Origin of the sequence: Anoxybacillus eryuanensis, assembly GCF_051200995.1 — a bacterium.
In the GTDB taxonomy this organism is placed as follows: Bacteria; Bacillota; Bacilli; order Bacillales; family Anoxybacillaceae; genus Anoxybacillus; species Anoxybacillus tengchongensis.
The window spans coordinates 299,471-322,170 of record NZ_JBPODS010000003.1; the positions used below are offsets into that span (position 1 = coordinate 299,471).

Consider the following 22,700-nt stretch of genomic DNA (forward strand, 5'->3'; position numbering starts at 1 on the left):
GTATAGCAAAAAATTGGTTTCAAAAACTACCTGTGTTCACATTTTGCGGTCTGGTGACAGGTTCTGATAACGGTTTTCCACTTTCATCGACCAATTCTGCTTTTCCGTTGACTGTAATGGCGACGCTCTCTACCCCTGGCTGTTCTGTTAAAGACAAAACTAAACAATTGAGCACATGCGTAGACACGACATTTTTCTCCACGCTACCATAAATCGCTTCATTAAAATTCAACGTCACTTTTCCATCTTCATATTTTGGCGCTTCTAACAATTTCGCATCTGCTTGAAAATCGCTTAACAACCCGGAGCCGTAACTTGGTCCTTTAATAAGTTCCTTCACAACTGCAGCTAACTCATCTTGCTCGCTATTCGGCACGCGTCTTGTTACCGGCACATAATACGTTTGTTTTCCGTCTTGTGCTAAAAAGTAGACGATAACAGGATGCGTATTCGTAATATCGACCACACCGTTCGTTTCAATGTTAATTCCGTCATCTCTGCTTAGTTCTTCGCTAATTGGCGTTCCATTGACCGGCATAACGCTTTGATCATGGCCGTTCATACGAATTTTCACTCGCTTTACATTATCAAATTGCGTCACTGTCCATGTGATTGCCTGTAAAATACGTTTTTCATCTTCTGGGCGATAGTTCGCAAACTCCTTTGAAAAATCGATGACAAGTGTGCCGTCTTGTTTTAAATTGACGCTCAATACTTGCGTATCTGCCGGAAGCACAGCACGAAATCCGTTCGGGAGCAACTCTGAAATCGGGCCGTTTTCCACTAAATATTCAAGTACTTGTTTGGCCGCTGCGTTTGTCTTTGGTAAGGCAAACGTTTGTGGAACGACGAAGCCGTTTTTATCAATTAAATACAGTTCGCGTTGCACCGTTTCTGTCGCTTTTTCTTTTTCCGCTGCTTCTTTTTCTTGCAACGCTTGCTCATCTTCTACATACGTTACATCTTTTGGTGGGTCAATTTCTTTCGTTGCTTTTTCACCTCCGAACAGCCCACATCCTGAAAGAATAAATATAAACATTGTGGCAATAACCCATACGCGACGCATGGACTCCCCTCCTCATACGGTTTGTACTACTATGTATACGAGCCGTCCAAAAAAATAGAACAAAAAATCCTTCGGCTAATGCGAAGGATTAAGATAATTGAATCGTTTCGACATGTTCAATCGGATGACCGAACCATTTGGACGCAATTTGTTGAAACGTTTCTTTCGGTCCAGTAGTAAAAAATATATGCTCGCGGCGTTTATTCCCCGTATAAAGCAAACCGCTATGATGTAAAATCGTACTCACTTCGCGTGCTGTTTCATCACCAGAGCAAATGAGTTTGACATGCTCTCCCATGTATTGTTGAATCAATGGACTTAAGAGCGGATAATGCGTACATCCTAAAATAAGCGTATCAATCGGTCGGTCTTTTAATGGTTCAAGGGACTCAGCAACAATTTGTTTTGCTTCTTCCCCTTCAAATTGTCCACTTTCAACTAAAGGGACGAACTTTGGGCAAGCTAAACTTTCCACGATCACGTCGCTATTAATGGATTTCAATGCTTGCTCGTATGCCCCACTTTTTACCGTTCCGATCGTGCCGATGACACCGATATGATAGTTTTTTGTAATTTTTAACGCCGTGCGTGCACCCGGATGGACGACACCAATCACAGGGATGTTGAGCGTATCGCGAATTTCTTCTAAAGCGACAGCTGTGGCGGTGTTACATGCAATGACAAGCATTTTCATATCATAACCGAGCAAATAGTTCGTCATTTCCCACGTAAACTGTCGAATTTCTTCTCGCGGTCTCGGCCCGTACGGACAGCGTGCCGTATCTCCTAAGTACACAATTTGTTCTTTTGGTAGCTGGCGCATAATTTCCCTTGCAACCGTTAATCCACCAACACCTGAATCAATTACTCCAATTGGTCTTTCCAATGTATTCGCCTCATTCTTTGTTGATGTATGACAAAACATTTTTCATTATAACACACATCAAATCAATAGAAAACCGGCTGCCTAAAACGAAAAGGCGAGCCGGTTCTCTCTATAGTTCAAGTTCCCCCATTCGAAGCAATTCAACGACAGCTTGTGAGCGCCCCTTTACTCCAAGCTTTTGCATCGCATTCGAAATGTGGTTGCGAACTGTTTTTTCGCTAATGAATAGTTCACTAGCAATCTCTTTCGTTGTTTTGTCTTGTAGCAACAGTTCGAATACTTCTCGTTCTCTTTTTGTGAGCAGCGGCTTCTGATTCAAGTGAATAACCCTCCTTGCTTTTACCAGACCGAAACGGATGGGTATATATTTAGTCATCATATCGTATGCAAGAAGGGCGTTAACGGTTACATGTTTTCTATCAATCGCGCTCGCGCTTCTTCGTCCCATGCCACTCCTTTTCCTGTCGTTTTTGACATTTGGACCATCGTTCCACGCCCTGTAAACGCAATTGCACCATTTTGCTTTTTTCCAACATAATGTAAATCAACAGAAGAGTTGCCGATGTGTGCCACTTTGACACCGATTTGCAGCTGTTCACCAAAATACACTTGTTGTAAAAAGTCGCATTGTAAATTCGCAACGACCGGAATCGCATCATGTTCTTTTCCTAACCAGTCGTTCATAAAGCCGAGATGTTCAAAAAATGCGATGCGCGCTTCTTCAAAATATACAAAAGGTACCGTATTGTTTAAATGGCCAAACATATCCGTTTCTGAAAAGCGGACACGCACCGGATGAAAAAAAGAAAAACGTTGTTCCCATTCTTTTATGTCATTAATATACGATATTTTCACTTTCCTTCTCCCCCTCTATAAAAGCGACTTATTATCATATATGAAACGTAAGGCCGACTCCTGAAGAGTCGACCTTGTTGTTACACTTCATCGCTACCGAAGAAATTGCGAAACATTTGAATAGTTGCTGCACGATTCAATGCCGCAATCGATGTTGTAAGCGGAATGCCTTTCGGACAAGATTGCACACAGTTTTGTGAATTTCCGCAGTTCGCTAATCCACCGTCACCCATAATCGCTTCAAGGCGCTCCGCTTTATGCATCGCCCCTGTTGGATGTGCGTTAAATAAACGTACTTGTGAAAGCGGTGCTGGACCGATAAAATTTGACTTACTATTGACGTTTGGACAAGCTTCTAAACATACACCGCACGTCATACATTTTGATAACTCATATGCCCATTGCCGTTTGCGCTCTGGCATACGCGGTCCCGGACCTAAATCGTACGTTCCATCGATTGGAATCCATGCTTTTACTTTTTTCAACGAATCAAACATGCGACTACGATCCACTTGCAAGTCACGAATAACCGGGAATGTGCGCATCGGCTCTAAACGAATCGGTTGCTCAAGCTGATCGATCAGTGCGGTACACGATTGGCGTGGCTTTCCGTTAATTACCATTGAACAAGCACCACACACTTCTTCTAAACAGTTCATTTCCCAAGCAACAGGCGTCGTTTTTTCCCCTTTTGCATTGACCGGATTGCGCCGAATTTCCATGAGCGCCGAAATAATGTTCATATTCGGACGATACGGAATGACAAACTCTTCTTCATAAGGGGTCGTATCCGGACGGTCTTGTCTTGTGACGATAATCCGAATCGTTTTATTTTCGCTCATGATTTCACTTCCCCTTTCTTTTTCGTGTAGTCACGTTTACGCGGTTTAATAAGTGATGTATCTACTTCGCGATAATGGAACGATGGACCATCCGGAGTAAAGCTTGCCATCGTTGTTTTTAACCATTCTTCATCGTTTCGCTCAGGAAACTCTGGTTTATAATGCGCTCCACGGCTTTCGTTACGATTGTAAGCACCAAGCGTAATGACGCGAGCAAGTTGCAACATGTTGTAAAGTTGGCGTGTAAACGATGCACCTTGGTTGCTCCATTTCGCTGTGTCGTTAATGTTAATATTTTTATAACGCTCGAGTAATTCTTGAATTTTCTCATCTGTTTTTAATAGTTTATCGTTATAACGAACGACTGTGACGTTATCAGTCATCCATTCACCAAGCTCTTTATGCAAAACGTATGCGTTTTCTGTGCCATCCATCGCCATAATTTGCGCCCATTTTTCTTCTTCTTGTTTTAAATAGCGATCATATAAAGAAGAAGGCATGGCATCTGCTGATTTTTCGAGCCCTTTCATATATTCAACTGCTTTTGGACCTGCTACCATTCCACCATAAATGGCGGATAATAACGAGTTTGCACCGAGACGGTTGGCACCGTGCATGGAGAAGTCACACTCACCCGCCGCAAACAATCCTTTAATATTTGTCATTTGATCGTAGTCCACCCATAATCCACCCATCGAGTAGTGAACTGCTGGGAAGATCTTCATCGGCACTTTTCTTGGGTCTTCACCCATGAATTTCTCATAAATTTCAATAATACCGCCTAACTTAATATCCAGCTCTTTCGGATCTTTATGTGACAAGTCTAAATAAACCATGTTTTCGCCGTTAATGCCGAGTTTTAAGTCTACACAAACATGGAAAATTTCACGCGTTGCAATGTCGCGTGGAACGAGATTTCCGTAAGCTGGATATTTTTCCTCTAAGAAATACCAAGGTTTCCCATCTTTATACGTCCAAACTCGTCCACCTTCTCCACGAGCTGATTCGCTCATTAAGCGAAGCTTATCGTCACCCGGGATGGCTGTCGGGTGAATTTGAATAAATTCCCCATTTGCATAATATGCCCCTTGTTGATAAACGATCGACGCTGCCGAACCTGTGTTAATGATGGAGTTTGTTGACTTACCAAAAATGATTCCTGGACCACCTGTTGCCATGATGACTGCATCAGCAGGGAATGCTTTAATTTCCATCGTTGTCAAGTTTTGCGCGACAATACCGCGACATACTTGCTCATCGTCTAAAACAGCACCCAAAAACTCCCATCCCTCATATTTTGTTACAAGACCTGCCACTTCATGACGGCGCACTTGTTCATCAAGCGCATAAAGAAGCTGTTGTCCTGTTGTTGCTCCTGCATATGCTGTACGGTGATGTTGTGTTCCTCCAAAACGACGGAAGTCAAGCAAGCCCTCGGGCGTACGGTTGAACATGACGCCCATGCGATCAAGCAAATGAATAATGCCAGGGGCAGCTTCACACATTGCTTTTACCGGAGGTTGGTCAGCTAAAAAGTCCCCACCATATACTGTATCATCGAAATGCTCCCACGGAGAGTCTCCCTCCCCTTTTGTGTTGACCGCACCGTTAATGCCACCTTGTGCACAAACAGAGTGAGACCGTTTCACGGGAACTAATGAAAATAAATCTACTTTTACACCTGCTTCGGCGATTTTAATGGTTGCCATTAAACCGGCAAGACCTCCACCAACGACAATAATTTTTCCTTTACTCATGTCTCCTCACTCCTTCTTGTGGATTAAACGAATGCTAAAATCGCGCGTATACCAACGATCGAAAGCGCGACAAAAATCCCCATTGTCACGTATGTAGAAATTTGTTGTGAACGAGGAGTCACTGTAATACCCCAGCTAACGAAAAACGACCATAACCCGTTCGCAAAATGAAATACTGCAGAAACGATTCCGACAATATAAAATGCAAGCATAAACGGGTTCGCAACAATGTTCGCCATCATGTCATAGTTTACTTCTGCACCAAACGCAGCCTGAACGCGCGTTTCCCATACGTGCCAGACGACAAAAATGAGCGTAATAATCCCGGTTAAGCGTTGCAACATAAACATCCAGTTACGGAAATATCCGTAGCGACTTACATTGTTTTGTGCTGTAAATGCAATGTACAGTCCGTAGATGGCATGGAACAATAGCGGAAGAAAAATAACGAAAATTTCTAAAAAGTACCGAAACGGTAGTTGCTCCATGAACTCTGCCGCTCTGTTGAACGATTCTGCTCCTCTTGTTGCAAAATGGTTAACTACTAAATGCTGTGTTAAGAACAGCCCGACTGGAATGACTCCGAGCAATGAGTGGAGTCGACGATAAAAAAACTCGCGATTTTGTGCCATACATAACCCCCCTTAAATTTGTCATCTTCCTTTTCTATGCGCTCCCATCCACATCTACTAGACTATGATCAACAGAGGTGTAAACACTTCCATTTCCATTGATCATTGTCACATTCATTGTACTCCCAGAATGTAGGAGCGTCAAGAAAAGGTGTTCACGAAATGTTCAATCATTTCAAATTTTAAAATAACTACACTTCTAGTGAAGTCTGAAATAAGAGAAAAGTCAATACTGTTTTTCACATTGTTGTTCGCTATAATGAAAAATAGAGAGGGGAATTGATCGTGAGCGGATACGAACAATGGAAACAAACGAATATTTCTGCTTTTAGCGACTTTTTGTTTCGGCAAGAACTTCTACCAAATTTATTTGGAAAAGAAACTCCATTTATTTTATATTGGGCAGGAAAAGAGTTAGCGAGAAAGTACCCGCTAGCTACGATCGATGATGTTATTACTTTTTTCGAACAAGCTGGTTGGGGGAATTTATCACTACTTGAGGAGAAAAAAGATCAATGCGAGCTCCAACTCGATGGTCCGCTCGTTGCCATGCGGTTCGATTATGGTGGAGAATGCACGTTTCAACTTGAAGCGGGTTTTCTTGCTCAACAGTTCGAACAGCAAAAAGGATATGTAACGGAAGCGTTTGAACAGCAAAAACGACGCGTCAAAACCGTTTTATTCACTGTCAAATGGGATCGTAAAGATGAAAGCTGACCGACGATGGTCAGCTTTCATACGTTCGGAGCGCTTCGTAAATTTTTTGCGCGACATGTTTTGGAACGTTTGCTTCTTGTAGCTGTTCAACCGTTGCTTCTTTCATTTTTTTAATCGATCCGAAATGTTGCAATAACGCTTGTTTTCTTTTTGTACCAACCCCTGGAATTTGATCAAGAATGGAGTGGAATGTAGATTTTGAACGAACTTGTCGATGGAATGTAATCGCAAAACGATGCACTTCTTCTTGAATGCGCTGCAACAAATAAAATTCTTGACTGTTCTTTTCTAACGGAATGACGTTCGGTGGATCACCAAACAATAAATGGGATGTGCGATGTTTATCATCTTTCACTAAACCTGCAACAGGAATCGACAACCCGAGTTCGCATTCCAACACTTCTTTTGCGACTTGTACTTGTCCTTTTCCGCCATCGACAATGATTAATTGAGGAAGTGGTAGACGTTCGCGCAACGCGCGCGTATATCGTCGGCGAATCACTTCCCGCATCGACTCGTAATCGTCCGCTCCTTGCACCGTTTTTATTTTATATTTACGATATTCTTTTTTTTCCGGCTTTCCATCAATAAATACGACCATCGCAGCGACAGCGTCTGCCCCTTGAATATTTGAATTGTCAAACGCCTCAATACGATGAGGAGCTTGAATCCCCATTGCTTCACCTAATCGTTCAATCGCACGAATCGTCCGTTCTTCATCACGCTCAATTAAAAAGAATTTTTCTTGCAAGGCAATTTGTGCGTTTTTGCAAGCTAAATCAACGAGCTCTTTCTTTTTGCCACTTTTCGGCTGTGTGACGTTCACCTGAAGCAAATTTGTCGCCATTTCGCCATCGATGTCGCGCGGCAATACAACTTCGCGCGGCTTTAAATGATAATCTTTACTGTAAAACTGACCTAAAAACGTTAAAAACTCTTCCTCTGGTTCTTGATACAAAGGAAACATCGACACGTTTCGTTCGATGAGCTTTCCTTGGCGAATAAAAAATACTTGTACGCACATCCATCCTTTATCATATGCATATCCAAAAATGTCGCGATCCACGAAATCGTGTAAAATCATTTTTTGTTTTTCCATTAATGTTTCAATATACGCAATTTGATCGCGATATTCTTTCGCCCTCTCAAACTGTAACTGTTCGGCCGCTTCCATCATTTTTTCTGTCAATGCCTCTTTTACTTCTTTATACCCACCGTTTAAAAAACGAGTAATTTGTTCAACAATTTGTTTATTTTCTTCCTCTGACACTTTATATTCGCACGGTCCTAAACATTGCCCCATATGATAATATAAACAAACTTTTTTCGGCATCTTCTCACATTTTCTTAATGGGTATAGACGATCGAGCAGTTTTTTCGTTTCGTGCGCGGCTTGAGCGTTCGGATACGGCCCAAAATATTTCCCTTTGTCTTTTTTCACCGTTCGGGTGATGATAAGACGCGGGTGGGTTTCTCCAGTAATTTTAATAAACGGATAGCTTTTATCATCTTTTAACATGACGTTATATTTCGGATCGTATTTTTTTATTAAATTCATTTCTAAAATAAGCGCTTCTAAATCGGAAGACGTCACAATATATTCAAAATCAGCAATTTCATTTACTAACCGAAGCGTTTTTCCGTCATGTGTACCCGTGAAATAAGAACGGACACGATTTTTCAACACTTTCGCTTTTCCGACGTAAATGACCGTTCCATTGGCATCTTTCATTAAATAACATCCCGGTTGATCGGGCAAAATGGCTAACTTTTCTTTCAATCGCTCATTCACGTTCTTCCTCCTCTCGCCATTCATATACGGTGATGTGCCCATACACAGGATCAGATAATAAGCTCGATTCATACGTTCGAACTGGGTGAATATATGGTCGAACGTCTATTCCTTGCGCTTGAAACCCTTTAATGACATGATCGGTGACATACACTTTCGCATGTGGAAATGCCGCTTTTTCTCGCTGGAAAACGTCAAATGAAAATACGCGTTCATGTGGAAAAGAAACGCTTAAATATTCAAAAACACGCGTCTCTTCCCATGTGAATATAATAAAAGGCTTTTCTTTCTGTTCAAAATCATACGCCAACTGATACGTCGCTGGCAACTGTGTCGCTTGATGCTTGACCGCTTGCATGCCGAGCATCGTTTGTGAGAGGAGCAAAACAAACACCACAGTAAGCCGTAGACGTGATGGCGATTGAAGGGCACTAACGAACAAAAAGAATGAAACAATGACGACAATCGGCAATATATGTCTTGGTTTTTCAATGTTTTGTGCAAGCAACGCCCATAAAAAATACGTCAGTAAAAGTAGACGATATAAAGGTGGAATCGCTATTTGTTTCCACATTATAGCTAACAAAATAACAAAACAACTTAGTAGCCATATCGACTGCTTCGCCATGCCTGTCCAAATGATATTATAAAAGATAAGCACAATAGCTCGTTGCCAAAACGGCGCTTCATCTGTCGACACCGTTCCCCCCCATTGCGTAAAATGACCTGTTGTAAATGAAAGAGCCAAATGCCAAAACCCTGTACCTTCTGTTGCAGCGACTGCACTAATCCAAATGAATTGAAAAGCAATCGCTACCAAACTGTATAGCAAAAGCTGTTTTACACGATACTTCCGCTTCCACCAAACATATAAAATACCGATGCCAAAAGGAACGTAAGATAAACGAATGCCGAGCATAACGCTAAATAACCATAACGGCAGCAACTGCATATCAATACGGTCCGAGTGAAGCGCACGTTGTAAACTCCATACATACCACCATAAAACAGCGAGTGCACTTCCTTCCGACATCGGTTGCGAAACGATAAGCATGACATAACTAAGCGATTGAACGAGTGCAGTAACAACCCACGCGTACTTTTTTTCCACAAATGTTTTTGCAAGCAAGTATATTGGAATTGAGGTGCTGATCATAAGCAAACCGTTCCAAATCGCCAGCGCCTTGGCAGGATTGGCGACAAATGAATGAATGAGCATGCCTCCAAAAATAAAGTACGGATATCCCGGAAAATGCGGCTGCATTGCAAGCAAATCATATCGCTCAAGCGCCAATGCAAAGTCCACTTCATCCCACGTAGCTGCAAACGGGCTAGCATATACGATATAAGATATATAGACGGCAAATAGCCCGATGATCGAAGCCATGCGCACAATAACCCCTCCTAAGCAAAAAAGTACAAGGTTCCTCCTTGTACTTTACATCACTTGTTGTTCAAGCACCTGCTCATTTTTTTCGCTCTTTTCTTTTTTTCCTTCTTTTGCACCATAACGTGTTTTTACGAGTAAATAAATAACAACGAAATAACCAACGTATGCTAATACTTCTTCCAAGGATGGCATCGACGAATAACCAAATAATGCTTTAAGAAAAATGCCTACGTCGCCAGAAATAATTGGTTCATGTCCTGTGTCACGTACAAAATGCTCATGGTCAATCGGATGTTCCGGCATAAACCACGTAATGTCGTATACATGCGGCATGACGCTACCAATGATTTTCAAATCTTGTAGCATCGAAACACCTTGCACAAGCAATCCGGCCGCAATCAAAATAATAAACGCACCAGTCACTTTAAAAAACGTTTTTAACGGCACGCGCATCGTTCCTTTAAAGAACGTGTAGCTTACAATAGCTGCAATCGTTAACCCTGTGATTGCCCCCCATCCTTGTACTGCGGCTCCGATATTTCCACCCGTAATCGCCGCAAAGAAAAAGACCGTTTCGACCCCTTCGCGCAATACAACTAAAAACGAATGCATAACCATGCCCAACACGTCACCTTTGGACACATATTTACTCATTTTTCCTTCCATACTACTTTTTATGTCTTTACTATGTTCCGCCATCCAAAAAACCATTTGTGTCAACAAGATGGAAGAAATGAAAATAATACTTACCTTTAAATACATTTCACTCGCCATCGTTGAAAAGCCGGTTAGCACAACTTGGAATAATAAAGCGACGATCGCGCTTGCAAACACAGCTAATCCTGCACCGAGCCAAACATATTTCACATAGCGTGATTGATCAATACGTTTTAAGTATGATGTAATAATCCCTACAATTAATAGTGCTTCTAATGCTTCACGAAACGTAATGAGCAGCGCTTGAACTTCCAATCTACACGACCCCTTTCTTTACTTTCGTTTTCTTATCGCGTACACTACAACAGCAATAATAACTCCGATAATTACAATGATCGGTATCCAGTTTTTTAAATCAGACAAATCTGTCCATTCCTTCTTTTTCGCTGCAGCTAATCGGTCTAAATCCTCTTCTGTAAAATGACCTGTTTCAACATCCTCTAATTCAAATTGATCTTGTAACGCTTGTAAAATAGTTTTTTTACTTTCTTTGAATTGATCGATATTTGACTCTTTTTTCCCTACTCCAAACAATCCAGGATTTCCGAGCGATTGAAGGGCAACATCAAACTGTTGTTTTAATTTTTTATCTAGCTCCGCATCTTTTTGTTGCACGATTGGGGAAAGGGCTTTATATGTAGCAAATGCTTTCGCTAATAATCGCTTGCTCGTATCGTAATGATCGAAATTTTTCTCTACGTTTTCTAAACGGCGTGCTACATTGAGCACAAGCACTTTTTGCATCGCTGAAACAATTGTATCTGCATCTTTATTTTCAATCGCCTCTAAAATGATGGTGGACGGTTCAGGTCCCATATGCATATCAATTTCTTTTTGCACCGTTTCATAAATCGCTTTCACTTCATCAAATTTTTTCTCTTGCACTTTCGCGACCATTTCTTTATACGCTTCAGCAACTGCTTCTTCGTTCGGGTCGCCGTACGAATAAGCGAACGAAGACATAGGGGCTGAAGTGAAAATTAATATCAATGACAAGCAAAAAAATAATATCGTTCTCAAACCGATCTCCTCCTTCGATGATAATGATAATAATTATCATGAATGTTGTCAAGAAAAAATGCTAGAGAATCTCTCTAGCGTTGCTGAACAGAACGTATTTGTTTTCGTTTCACCGGGCGACACATTTCTTTCACGATCGCAGGAATGACATGCTTGAGGTAAGCTGTAAATTTAATAAATGATTGACCCGTCGTTCTTACTTGATATACAATTGGCACTTCTTTTAATCGAAATCCTTTGCGCACTAAATTTAACGTCAATACTTGTGCATAGTTGTAATCATGAATAATTTCTGCTTCTTCCATCGCTTGACGCGAAAATGCTCGCATGCCCGATTGACCGTCATAAATCCATCTTTTCAATAAGATGGATTGAATAAATGTAAATAAGTAATTTCCAATTCGCCGATGCCACTTCATTCCTTGAATCGTCCCTAAAAAACGGGACCCCATCGTGTAATCCGCTTCGTCACGTAAAATAGGCATAATAAGGTCAGGAATTTGCTCTGGTGGATATTCGTTATCGGCATCAATCATTACACCAATGTCCGCACCGAGTTTAATGCATTGTTGTAAACCGGTACGCACAACTGCACCTAGCCCTCGATTTTGTTCGTGTCGGTAAATAAAATCCGCTCCCGCTCGTTTCGCTACATCAACAGTACGATCCGTTGATCCATCGTCTACAACAAGAACTTGTACTTCTATATTCGGGTGAATATATCTTGGAATACGACGAATGACTTCCCCAATTGCTTCCTCCTCATTGTGTGCAGGTAAAAATACAATTACTTTCATCGCTCCCCCTCTTTCTTTAGCGCTTCAACTAACACAGGGCCACGGCTATGGCTCGGATATGGCGCTCCTAACAAATAAGCGATCGTTGGAGCAAGAGAAACGAGGCTATATTTTTCATCAATCCGCTTTCCTTTTTCGATCATCGGACCGTACATGAAAAATGGAACGTATCGTTCTCCTTCATCTAAATGACCATGTCCACCAATTCCGTCCGCTTGTCCATGATCCGCACAAACGATGAGCGTCGTGTTGTCCATTTTCCCTTGTTCATGCAACCATTCAACAAATTGTTGAATCAATTGATCCACTTCTTCAATTTTTTGCACATACTCATCATAATGTACACCGCGGCTGTGTCCTGTTTGATCCGTTCCAATGAATTGAACGACGAATAAATGTAAATCTTGTTCTGTCATGATTTGTTTCGCTCGCTCCATAATGTTACGGTCTGCGACATCGTTATGCATGACAGCTGTAACGGTTTCGACATCATTTCCTAGGGAATCGACAAGATGAGCGATACCGAGAACTTTTCCTTTTTTCCCTACTTTTCGGAGAGCATCAAAAATACTTTCGACACGAATCCCTAGTTTCCATACCATATTTGAACGAATGCCGTGTTCAAACGGGTATGTTCCTGTAAGCATCGATGTAAAGCATACAACCGTTCTTGCTGGATATACCGTTTCCATTTGCGTAAAATCCGTTCCATTGGCACGGAGCGACTTTAAAAATGGGGCGTTTGCTTGTTCAAAACGATCTTTTCTCATTCCATCAACAACGAGCACGATGACGCGATCGCTTAACGGTTTCTCATTTGGCGGCACGTTATTTGTGTAATGATCGATTATTTTTGGTTTCCAATCAAATAAATAACGATGCAAAATAAACGACCATACAAAAACGAATACGTAAAAAGCGATAAATGACGGAGTATGTACATCATGGTGTACCCCGTATTCCCATACAGAAAGAAGGAGTAATGCTTTTGGCAATTGCTCTTGCGCATTCCCGCTCGTTGAGTCGCTATTTTTCAGCACAAGTTTCCAAAAACGAGTAAAATTCAACCATGTCGTTCCAATACGTAAATGATAGTATAATGTTCCCCAGAAGAAAACGGTAAAAAAGAAGTAAAGACTAACAGCAAGTAAAAGTAAATTCGTCGGTACGAACGACCAAATCATTAAAAAAATGATGTACGGAATCCACAAATAGTTACGTAAAAATAATGGATAGTCGTATACATAGTATAAAACGAAAAGAGGGATCGTTAACAACAAGCTACTTCCTAATCGCTTTATTTCTTCCAACGTGATGCCATCAAATAAATGGAAAAGAACCATCGTCCCGATAACAAAAATTGGAGTAAATGGTTTTCCTTCATTTAATAAATTCCAACACCTTGCTGCTATTTTTTCAAACTTCGATGCTTTTTTCACGCTACGTCCTCCTTTCGAATGAATGTCCATAATGTCGGGATGCGCCACCATACGTATAGCCCAGCGACATAGGAAAATAAAAATTTAAATAAATGGGTTGCTAGCGCAAGAGCATATGCTTGTTCCCAATCTGAGTGAATGCGCGTTAATGCAAACGCCATGACAGCCTCATATGTCGCTAATCCCCCTGGAGTCATTTGAAATACTTGTCCACCAACCACCATACTATTTACCCATAACGCCTCAGTAAATGCCAGAGGAAAAGCAATCATTTTCGTCATTTCAAACAAAACGACCGCTTCACATACCCAACTAAAAACAATAGCAACAACAATCGGTACAAAGCGACGGCTTTTCCATATCATGTTCCAATGTTGTTTATATTTTTGTAACCATGACAAATCGATGCGTCGAAGGACGAAAAACAAAACAACGCCCCCGCCAAAAATGAGGGGGACAACTATGGCGGAACGAATAACGGTGTGCATATAAACGATTGCACCAAAAAAAGCAAAGAAAAACAAAACGATCAAATCCAGAAGGCGTAATATAATAACAGACTCGGCAACAATCATAAATGGGATACGATCTCTCCTTGCACATATACCAATGCGAGCAACATCGCCCATTTTAATCGGGAAAATGTGATTAATAAATAAACTAGCAAATAATCCATCGATACACGTTTGAAAGCGAGCCTGAGGCAAATACCATTTCCATGCTATAGCACGTAACACAAAGGCGAGCCCATACATAATGAACATATAACTCGCATGCCACGGTTGCAAAACAAGCCTGTGCATAAGATCAAACAATAGTCGTGCATCAAAATGGTGAATCGTCATCCATATAAACGCTACAATACATATGAAGCTAATGAGTCGCATCAAAATCTTTATTCGTTTAGTTTTCATATTGCTTCGCCCATTCAATTGTCTTTGCTAATCCTTCTCGCAACGATATGCGCGGTTCGTACCCGATTTTCTCTTTCGCTTTCGTAATATCAGCCCATGTGGCAACAACATCACCGAGGCGAGGTGATTCGTAATGAACACGCATATGTGGAAAATGAGTACGCAACTCCGCAAGCAATTGCTTCATCGTCACAGGCTGACCAGCCCCAAGGTTAAATACGTCACTTTCTTTTCGTTCTAGCGCTTGAATCATTCCAGCAACAATGTCATCAATATACGTATAATCGCGTGCCGTATGATCGCCGTAAACGGTAATCGGCTCATCACGCAACAATTGACGAATAAATTTACTAATCGCCATATCCGGCCGTCCCCACGGTCCGTATACAGTAAAATAACGAAAAATCGTCATCGTATACCCATACATATGTGCGTACGCATGACAAAACGATTCCGCACTATATTTTGCCGCTGCATACGGTGAAACGACTTGTCCATTTGCCATTTCTTCTTTTAATGGTTGAAACGCTCGGTCACCATACACAGACGAAGAAGAGGCGAATAGCACGTGCTGAACTCCTGCTTCCCCTGATGCCTGTAATACGTTTACTGTCGCTTTCACATCGTAATCAATGTATGCTAATGGCTCCGATAACGATGGCTGTACGCCTGGTAACGCGGCTAGATGGAATACAACATTAGGGCGATGATGTAAAAAAATTTGCTTGAGTGCATCTGACTGTAAAATATCTACATGATAAAAATGAAAAAAACCGACGTCTTTTATTTGTTGAAGCTGGCGTTGTTTTCGGCACATTGAATAATATGGGTGGAAGTTGTCGATCACAACAAGCTCATGCCCAAGTTTAAGCAATTCTTTTCCTAGGTGACTCCCAATAAATCCTGCTCCACCTGTGATACATACTTTTGCCATTTGTATAACTCCTTCATCGTTCATCGCCCTACTATTGTATCACACCAAAAAAGCCGCTTGTCATGCGCGGCTTTTTTATGTTTATTGAACAATAGCACTTACAGCATCAAGCACAGCTTTGCTATATTGAGCAGCTTCATCTTTTTTATTTTCTGCAATTGCGCTATACCATTTTTCTGCTGTCGCAAATACTTCCGCTGCTTTTTCATCGCCTAATTTTGCTTTCACATCTAATTCAATCGCTTTTAAGAACATGTTTCCTTCTAACGCTTTTACTTTCGCTTCAACAACGTTATTTTCGTCTAACTGTGCCGGTGCTTTTTCATGATAGCCTTTCATTTTACCAAACAACGCTTTAGCATATAATGCGCTTACTTCTGATGCTTTGATCGTTTTGTAATCGTTATTTAACGATAAAATCTCATCCAAACGCGCTGTCGCAGCTTCATCTCCTTCAGCTAAAGAGCCTTTGATCGCTTGGAAAAAGCCCCATGCTTCTGCTTGTTGTCCTTTCAGTTCATCTTCTGCCTTTCCTTCTTTCACACCTGCTTCAATTTTCTCAGCATATGATTTTGACGCTAAATAGTAGCTACGATAGATCGATTTATCCGTCAACTGAATGTACAATTTAAAATCATCTACGTTATTGGCTTTTAACGCCTCTTCTTGCGCTGCTAAACCAGCGTTAATGCTTTGTTCAAGGCTAGATTCTCCCGTTAATTGGTAATATTCGTCACGTTTCATTGCCGTTGGAACGAAAATTTCTGTTGCTAGCAATTTTATTTGATCAAACAATGCTGTCGCCTTTTGTTGATCACCAGCTTCAAGTGCAGCTACAACATCTTTTTGTAATTTTTTTTGTAACTGATAAAAATACGATTGTGTCACTTTATCAACAATTTGACGTGCTGGATGAACATTTAACTCTCCACTTTTTCCACCTTGAATCGCCGCTTCAATCGTTTGAGCAAATGTACCATCTAGTTCGTTAATTGGCTTCTGCAGTTGCTCTGTATATGTTTTTTCTACAAGGCTCCAATCAACCGATTGTCCTTCTTTCGCCTTTTCTGTTTCAGATTTGATCGCTTTATAAGCATCAATGAACGCTTGAACGTTTACTTGCTCTTCTACTTGCTCAGTTTCAGCTTGTTGTTGCTCTTTTTGTTTTTCTTCTACTTTTGTTTCTTCCTTCTTCTCTGTCGTTTCCGTTTTTTGTTGACCGCAACCCGCAAGCACACCACCTGCTAATAAAAACATGGCAAATACAGCTTTTAATTGACGTTTTTTCATTTCGTATGTATCCCCCTTCTTGATAACGATTATCATTAACCGTTACCATTATAGTAGAGAACGATTTTCAATGTCAATATAAAATTTCAAAAAAAATACCTCGGATCTCTCCGAGGCATATCAATTATAAATGTTTGCTTAAAAGACCAACAAGCGCTTCTTTTGGTTGGAAGCCAACCGTTTTATCTACCACTTCACCGTTTTTAAAGACAAATAATGTTGGAATGCTCATCACACCAAATTTTCCAGCCGTTTCTGGGTTGTCATCTACATTAACTTTTACTACTTTCACTTTACCAGCAAGCTCGCGATCTACTTCTTCCAATACAGGTGCAATCATTTTGCAAGGTCCGCACCAAGGTGCCCAAAAATCAACGAGCACAACCCCTTCTTTTACTTCATTCACAAACGTTTGATCTGTTGCATTGACAATTGCCATTGTTCATTCCTCCTTAAACATTTCAGTTCCATGCACATAGTATACCATTGAACGTATTCATTACGCCAATCTTTTGCTTCGCTTCTACTATTTCCATGTCGCAAAAAAATATGCTGAAAAGAAAAGGCAAAGCATCATGCCTCGCCTTATGAATGAACTTTTAATTTTTTAAATTCTTCAATTAAAAGCGGAACGACTTCAAACAAGTCACCAACGATGCCGTAATCTGCTACTTTGAAAATATTCGCTTCAGGGTCTTTATTAATCGCCACGATGACTTTTGAGTTAGACATACCAGCCAAATGTTGAATCGCTCCTGAAATACCGCACGCAATATATAAATCTGGCGTAACGACTTTCCCTGTTTGACCAATTTGAAGCGAATAGTCGCAATATCCTGCATCGCACGCCCCACGCGATGCTCCAACCGCACCGCCAAGCACGTTTGCTAATTCTTTCAACGGCTCAAATCCTTCCGCACTTTTCACGCCGCGACCGCCTGCAACGATCACCTTCGCTTCAGATAAATCTACGCCCTCCGCTGTTTTTCGCACAATGTCACGAACGATTGTGCGTAAATCTTTTATATCAACTTGTACATCCATAACGGCACCTGTACGACTTTCATCTTTTTCAAGCGGAGCAATGTTGTTCGGACGAACCGTAACAAACATGAGACCATCTGTAACAATTTTCTTTTCAAACGCTTTACCCGAATAAATTGGTCTTGTAAAGACGATATTTCCTCCCGTTTCTTCAACAGCAACAACATCGGACACAAGACCAGATTGCCATTTAGCAGCAAGTTTCGGCGATAAATCTTTTCCGAGCGCTGTGTGACCAAAGACGATTCCCTCTGGTTTCTCTTGTTCTACAACAGCTTGCAACGCTTGAGCATAACCATCTGGTGTATACGTAGCTAATTTTTCATGTTCAATAACAATAACCCGATCTGCACCGTAGGCAATAAGCTCAGAAGCGAATGAGCGAACGCTCGCTCCGACAACGACAGTAACAACCTCTCCGCCTTCAGCGATCGTTTTCGCAGCAGAAATTGCCTCAAACGATACGTTACGCAATGCTCCATCGCGTACTTCTGCTAATGTTAATACTTTTCTTGCCATGCTCCCCATCCCCCTATTAAATGACTTTTGCTTCTGTATGAAGAAGTGAAACGAGTTCTTTTACTTGATCCGCAATGTCTCCTTGCAAAATTTTTCCCGCTTCTTTTTTCGGCGGCAAAAAGATTTCAATCGTTTTCGTTTTCGCTTCTACGTCGTCTTCTTCCAAATCTAAATCATCAAGCTCTAGCTCTTCAAGCGGTTTCTTTTTCGCTTTCATAATCCCCGGCAATGACGGATAACGCGGCTCATTTAACCCTTGTTGCGCCGTAACTAGTAACGGTAACGATGTTTCAATGACTTCTTCGTCACCTTCAACATCGCGCACTGCTTTTACGTTTGTTCCGTCAATTTCTAACTTCGTAATTGTTGTTACATAAGGAATACCTAGCAATTCCGCAACGCGCGGTCCAACTTGCCCAGAACCGCCGTCAATCGCTACATTTCCAGCTAAAATTAAATCGGCTTCTTTATCTTTTAAATATTCCGCAAGCACCTTTGCCGTTGTATATTGGTCACGATTTTCTACATCGTCTTCAATGTTAATAAGCACTGCTTTATCTGCTCCCATCGCAAGTGCCGTGCGAAGCTCTTTTTCTGCATCTTCGTTCCCAATTGTAACAACCGTCACTTCACCGCCGTGCTGATCGCGCACTTGAATCGCTTCTTCAATCGCATATTCATCGTATGGGTTAATGATAAATTCTGCCCCTTCTTCACTTACTTTTCCGTTTTGAATGACGATTTTTTCTTCCGTATCAAATGTACGTTTCATTAATACGAAAATGTTCATGCTTCTCTCCCCCTCTTATTTTCCTTGAAACTGTGGTGTCCGTTTTTCGATAAATGCTGAAATACCTTCTTTCGCATCTTCCGTCACAAATACTTGTCCAAACAGTTGCGCCTCTTTTTCAACACATTCATGAAATGTTTTTGTTCGTGCTTCGTTGACAAGTTGCAATACTGCTTGAACGGAAATCGGGCTCTTTTGAGCCATTTTCTGTGCAAGCTGCTTGGCTGTATCAAGCAACTGTTCTTCTGGAACCGCTTTGTTCGCTAGTCCCCATTGAACAGCTTCTGCACCTGTGATTGGCTCGCCCGTCCACATCATTTCTAGCGCTTTTGCCATGCCGACATGGCGCAATAACCGTTGTGTTCCTGCAAAACCAGGAATGATGCCAAGCTGCAATTCTGGCAAACCGAGTTTGGCGTTTTCCGCTACGATACGTAGATGGCAACTCATCGCCAACTCGAGCCCTCCGCCAAGCGCAGCACCGTGGATAGCTGCGATAATCGGTTTCGGAAACTGTTCGATTTTCTCCATTATTCGCTGTCCCGCTCGAGCGAGTTCAGCTGCTTGTTCGCTTGCCTCAATCGCTGTAAACTCTTTAATATCCGCACCAGCTGAGAAAAACCTTCCTTCTCCATGGAGAACGATAACACGGACTTCGTCATCTTCTTTTAATGCATCAAGTCGTTCTGAAAGCTCTTTCAAAACAAAAGATGCCAAAGCGTTGGCTGGCGGGCGGTTAAGTGTCAAAATCGTCACATACCCCTCTTGTTGAACGGAAAACATATTCTCCCTCCTTCATGTATGTCGGAAGGTTGTTGTGCTTTAAACACAACAACCTTTCGTTAACAATTGATGAACTGGCTTCGCTAATGCAACGAGATCATATTTTTGCTCATTCATTACCCATGTTGTTACCATTTCGTCAATCGTCCCGAAAATCATTTGACGGGTAAGCCGTACGTCTAAATCTGAACGAAATTCCCCTTTGTCAATCCCTTCTTGCACAATGCGATCCACAACTTTTAAATATCCTTTCAAAATTTCATTAATTTTCAGACGCAACGATTTATTCGACTGGCGAAGTTCCAATTGGGTAACGATCGCTAAATGAGGATCTGCCGCTAACATTTGAAAATGTTTTTGAATCAACAAAAACAATTTCTCCGACGGACTTGAAATTCCTTCTATTTCTTCTTCAATTTTTTCGATAAAGTAACCCATTTTTTCTTGAAACAGTGAAATTAAAATATCTTCTTTATTTTTAAAATACAAGTAGATCGTACCGTCAGCTACACCTGCTTGTTTGGCAATTTTCGATACTTGTGCTTGATGGTAACCATTTTCAGCGATGACGATCACAGCTGCATCAATAATTTGTTTAAACTTCGGTTTATCGCGTTTCAACTTCGCATTCTCCCTTTCAAAAATATGAATGAACAATCATTCATATTTTTATTTTAAAGAGAGGCCAAAAGCGTGTCAAGAAAAAACGTACAAAGGTTATTTTTGTTTTTCTTTTTCTTCTTCAACAAGGGCTCGACGCAATATTTTACCGACCGCTGTTTTAGGCAATTCTTTTCTAAATTCATAAATGCGTGGCACTTTGTAAGCAGCCAATTTACTTCTCATAAATTGATCAAGTTCTTCTTCTGTGCACTGTTCTCCATCTTTGAGCACAATAAACGCTTTTACCGTCTCACCGCGATAAGCATCTGGTACGCCAATGACGACTGCTTCTTGCACTTTTGGATGCTCATACAACACTTCTTCTACTTCACGTGGATATACGTTATAGCCACTTGCGATAATCATATCTTTTTTTCGATCGACGACAAAGAAATAGCCTTCTTCATTCATATACCCTAAATCACCCGTATATAACCAACCATCACGAAGCGTTGCAGCAGTTTCTTCTGGGCGGTTCCAATATCCTTTCATTACTTGTGGACCACGTACAACGATTTCACCGATTTCATTTACGTTAGCTTTTTCTCCTGTTTCTAATGAGATGATCATCGCCTCTGTATCCGGCCAAGGCACACCGATACTTCCTTTGATTCGTTTTCCATCCCAAATGAAATTAGAATGCGTTACCGGAGATGCTTCAGTTAAGCCGTATCCTTCAATGATTTTTCCACCTGTTACTGTTTCAAATTGTTCTTGCACTTCAACTGGAAGCGGGGCTGAGCCGCTAATACATATTTTAATTGATGATAAATCATATTTTTTTAAATTCGGATGATTGAGTAGCGCGATGTAAATCGTTGGTGCACCTGGAAATAGCGTTGGCCGTTGCTTTTCGATCGTTTTTAACGTCGTTTCCACATCAAACTTCGGCAGCAAAATCATTTTATATCCTTCCATAATGGATAAGTTCATGACGGCCGTCATCCCGTATACGTGGAAAAACGGAAGCACGCCAAGAATCGACTCGTTCCCGCGTTCACATTTATACATCCATTTCGTGCACATGAGCGTATTGGACGTTAAATTGTGATGTGTCAACATCGCCGCTTTCGGAAATCCAGTTGTTCCGCCTGTATATTGAAGAAGCGCAACATCTTCCACTGGATCCACATCCGTCTCTTTTACTTTCCCACTCGCAAGCGATAATGCTTTGGTAAATAAATGACAATCTCCTTCATGTTTGACGCGTACAATCATCCCCGTTTGTTTCTTTTGTACAAACGGATATAACACGTTTTTTGGAAACGGTAAATAATCTTTTATACTTGTAATGATCACATGTTCAATTTTTGTATGCGCTTTCACTTTCATGATTCTTGGATAGAGTAAATCAAGACCGATAATGATTTTCGCACCGCTATCATTTAACTGATATTCCAACTCTCGCTCGGTATATAATGGGTTTGTTTGTACGACAATACCACCTGCAAATAAAACAGCATAGTAGCTGATGACCGCTTGTGGACAGTTCGGCAACATAATGGATACACGATCACCTTTTTGTAAACCGAGCTGTTGCACATACGATGCTAACTTAAGTGCTTGTTCATATACTTCTTTATATGTCAGCTCCTTTCCTAAAAAGTGAATGGCTGTTTTGTGCGGAAACTGCTCCGCCGCTTCTCGCAAAAATTGTTGCAACGGCTTGCGCGGATAATCAATCGAATGAGGAACTTGCTGAGGATATAACGCTAGCCATGGCTTCTCCATTTCGTTTCCCCCTTTTTCTATAAGATTATTTATATTTTATAATATTTTCAGAAATTTTTGTATCAAAAAATATAAAAGGACGTCTACTGACATCCTTTTATGCAAAAAATGTGAGATATATG

General features: G+C 41.1%; 23 protein-coding genes. 1 reads left to right on the top strand and 22 read right to left on the bottom strand.

Annotated features, from left to right (window positions below; translation table 11 throughout):
* Positions 1-19: 19 nt before the first annotated feature.
* From HNQ84_RS06110 to HNQ84_RS06140, 7 genes are all read right to left on the bottom strand, one after another.
* Positions 20-1,066, bottom strand: a complete 1,047-nt coding sequence (locus tag HNQ84_RS06110) for a GerMN domain-containing protein (RefSeq protein WP_435621510.1) — start codon at positions 1,064-1,066, stop codon at positions 20-22.
* A gap of 88 nt (positions 1,067-1,154) precedes the next feature.
* Positions 1,155-1,952 (bottom strand): glutamate racemase, encoded by a 798-nt coding sequence (gene racE / locus HNQ84_RS06115; protein ID WP_032100258.1) that lies wholly within the window; start codon positions 1,950-1,952, stop codon positions 1,155-1,157.
* A 109-nt stretch (positions 1,953-2,061) separates the two neighbouring features.
* Positions 2,062-2,271 carry a helix-turn-helix domain-containing protein gene (locus HNQ84_RS06120; protein ID WP_003396469.1) on the bottom strand — a complete coding sequence of 70 codons (210 nt, stop codon included), beginning with the start codon at positions 2,269-2,271 and terminating at the stop codon, positions 2,062-2,064.
* Between the two features lie 86 nt (positions 2,272-2,357).
* Entirely contained in the window at positions 2,358-2,807 is a 450-nt protein-coding gene (locus HNQ84_RS06125) for an acyl-CoA thioesterase (protein WP_055440027.1), read from the bottom strand.
* 80 nt (positions 2,808-2,887) lie between these two features.
* Entirely contained in the window at positions 2,888-3,649 is a 762-nt protein-coding gene (gene sdhB, locus HNQ84_RS06130; RefSeq protein ID WP_032100260.1) for a succinate dehydrogenase iron-sulfur subunit, read from the bottom strand.
* The gene (sdhA, locus tag HNQ84_RS06135) at positions 3,646-5,406 is read right to left on the bottom strand and encodes a succinate dehydrogenase flavoprotein subunit (protein ID WP_004889163.1); all 1,761 of its coding nucleotides are present in this window, start codon (positions 5,404-5,406) and stop codon (positions 3,646-3,648) included. The genes sdhB and sdhA overlap by 4 nt, the downstream gene beginning before the upstream one ends.
* 23 nt (positions 5,407-5,429) lie before the next feature.
* On the bottom strand, positions 5,430-6,038 hold the full coding sequence (locus HNQ84_RS06140; protein ID WP_183241325.1) for a succinate dehydrogenase cytochrome b558 subunit: 609 nt from the start codon (positions 6,036-6,038) through the stop codon (positions 5,430-5,432).
* Positions 6,039-6,323: 285 nt separating this feature from the next.
* Here HNQ84_RS06140 and HNQ84_RS06145 point away from each other — a divergent pair, with 285 nt between their 5' ends.
* Entirely contained in the window at positions 6,324-6,755 is a 432-nt protein-coding gene (locus HNQ84_RS06145) for a DUF2507 domain-containing protein (protein ID WP_183241327.1), read from the top strand.
* Between the two features lie 10 nt (positions 6,756-6,765).
* Here HNQ84_RS06145 and uvrC read toward each other — a convergent pair whose 3' ends face one another.
* The 15 genes from uvrC to HNQ84_RS06220 form a co-directional block, all read right to left on the bottom strand.
* Complete coding sequence (gene uvrC / locus HNQ84_RS06150; RefSeq protein WP_435621511.1) at positions 6,766-8,547, bottom strand: excinuclease ABC subunit UvrC; 1,782 nt, start codon at positions 8,545-8,547, stop codon at positions 6,766-6,768.
* On the bottom strand, positions 8,540-9,940 hold the full coding sequence (locus tag HNQ84_RS06155; protein ID WP_435621512.1) for a nucleoporin-interacting protein: 1,401 nt from the start codon (positions 9,938-9,940) through the stop codon (positions 8,540-8,542). Before HNQ84_RS06155 ends, uvrC begins: the two co-directional genes overlap by 8 nt.
* Before the next feature lie 45 nt (positions 9,941-9,985).
* Complete coding sequence (locus HNQ84_RS06160; RefSeq protein WP_435621513.1) at positions 9,986-10,909, bottom strand: FTR1 family iron permease; 924 nt, start codon at positions 10,907-10,909, stop codon at positions 9,986-9,988.
* 18 nt (positions 10,910-10,927) lie between these two features.
* Positions 10,928-11,674 carry a hypothetical protein gene (locus HNQ84_RS06165; protein ID WP_435621514.1) on the bottom strand — a complete coding sequence of 249 codons (747 nt, stop codon included), beginning with the start codon at positions 11,672-11,674 and terminating at the stop codon, positions 10,928-10,930.
* A gap of 74 nt (positions 11,675-11,748) precedes the next feature.
* Positions 11,749-12,471, bottom strand: coding sequence for a glycosyltransferase family 2 protein (locus HNQ84_RS06170; protein WP_435621515.1), 723 nt, complete (start codon positions 12,469-12,471; stop codon positions 11,749-11,751).
* Positions 12,468-13,910 (bottom strand): alkaline phosphatase family protein, encoded by a 1,443-nt coding sequence (locus tag HNQ84_RS06175; RefSeq protein WP_183241339.1) that lies wholly within the window; start codon positions 13,908-13,910, stop codon positions 12,468-12,470. The genes HNQ84_RS06170 and HNQ84_RS06175 overlap by 4 nt, the downstream gene beginning before the upstream one ends.
* Complete coding sequence (locus tag HNQ84_RS06180) at positions 13,907-14,824, bottom strand: lysylphosphatidylglycerol synthase transmembrane domain-containing protein (protein ID WP_435621516.1); 918 nt, start codon at positions 14,822-14,824, stop codon at positions 13,907-13,909. Before HNQ84_RS06180 ends, HNQ84_RS06175 begins: the two co-directional genes overlap by 4 nt.
* Positions 14,814-15,758: an NAD-dependent epimerase/dehydratase family protein gene (locus HNQ84_RS06185; protein WP_435621517.1), complete on the bottom strand. Its 945-nt coding sequence runs from the start codon at positions 15,756-15,758 to the stop codon at positions 14,814-14,816. Before HNQ84_RS06185 ends, HNQ84_RS06180 begins: the two co-directional genes overlap by 11 nt.
* An 81-nt stretch (positions 15,759-15,839) precedes the next feature.
* On the bottom strand, positions 15,840-17,048 hold the full coding sequence (locus HNQ84_RS06190) for a hypothetical protein (RefSeq protein ID WP_435621518.1): 1,209 nt from the start codon (positions 17,046-17,048) through the stop codon (positions 15,840-15,842).
* 124 nt (positions 17,049-17,172) lie between these two features.
* Positions 17,173-17,487 carry a thioredoxin gene (gene trxA / locus HNQ84_RS06195; protein WP_043965887.1) on the bottom strand — a complete coding sequence of 105 codons (315 nt, stop codon included), beginning with the start codon at positions 17,485-17,487 and terminating at the stop codon, positions 17,173-17,175.
* A 146-nt stretch (positions 17,488-17,633) separates the two neighbouring features.
* Positions 17,634-18,611: an electron transfer flavoprotein subunit alpha/FixB family protein gene (locus HNQ84_RS06200; protein ID WP_435621519.1), complete on the bottom strand. Its 978-nt coding sequence runs from the start codon at positions 18,609-18,611 to the stop codon at positions 17,634-17,636.
* A gap of 16 nt (positions 18,612-18,627) precedes the next feature.
* A complete protein-coding gene (locus HNQ84_RS06205; RefSeq protein WP_183241349.1) occupies positions 18,628-19,401 on the bottom strand; it encodes an electron transfer flavoprotein subunit beta/FixA family protein in 774 nt (257 codons plus the stop codon).
* Between the two features lie 15 nt (positions 19,402-19,416).
* A complete protein-coding gene (locus tag HNQ84_RS06210) occupies positions 19,417-20,184 on the bottom strand; it encodes an enoyl-CoA hydratase (RefSeq protein ID WP_435621520.1) in 768 nt (255 codons plus the stop codon).
* A gap of 39 nt (positions 20,185-20,223) precedes the next feature.
* Complete coding sequence (gene fadR, locus HNQ84_RS06215; protein WP_004889140.1) at positions 20,224-20,805, bottom strand: fatty acid metabolism transcriptional regulator FadR; 582 nt, start codon at positions 20,803-20,805, stop codon at positions 20,224-20,226.
* 96 nt (positions 20,806-20,901) lie between these two features.
* Complete coding sequence (locus HNQ84_RS06220) at positions 20,902-22,578, bottom strand: long-chain-fatty-acid--CoA ligase (protein WP_435621521.1); 1,677 nt, start codon at positions 22,576-22,578, stop codon at positions 20,902-20,904.
* Positions 22,579-22,700: the final 122 nt, after the last annotated feature.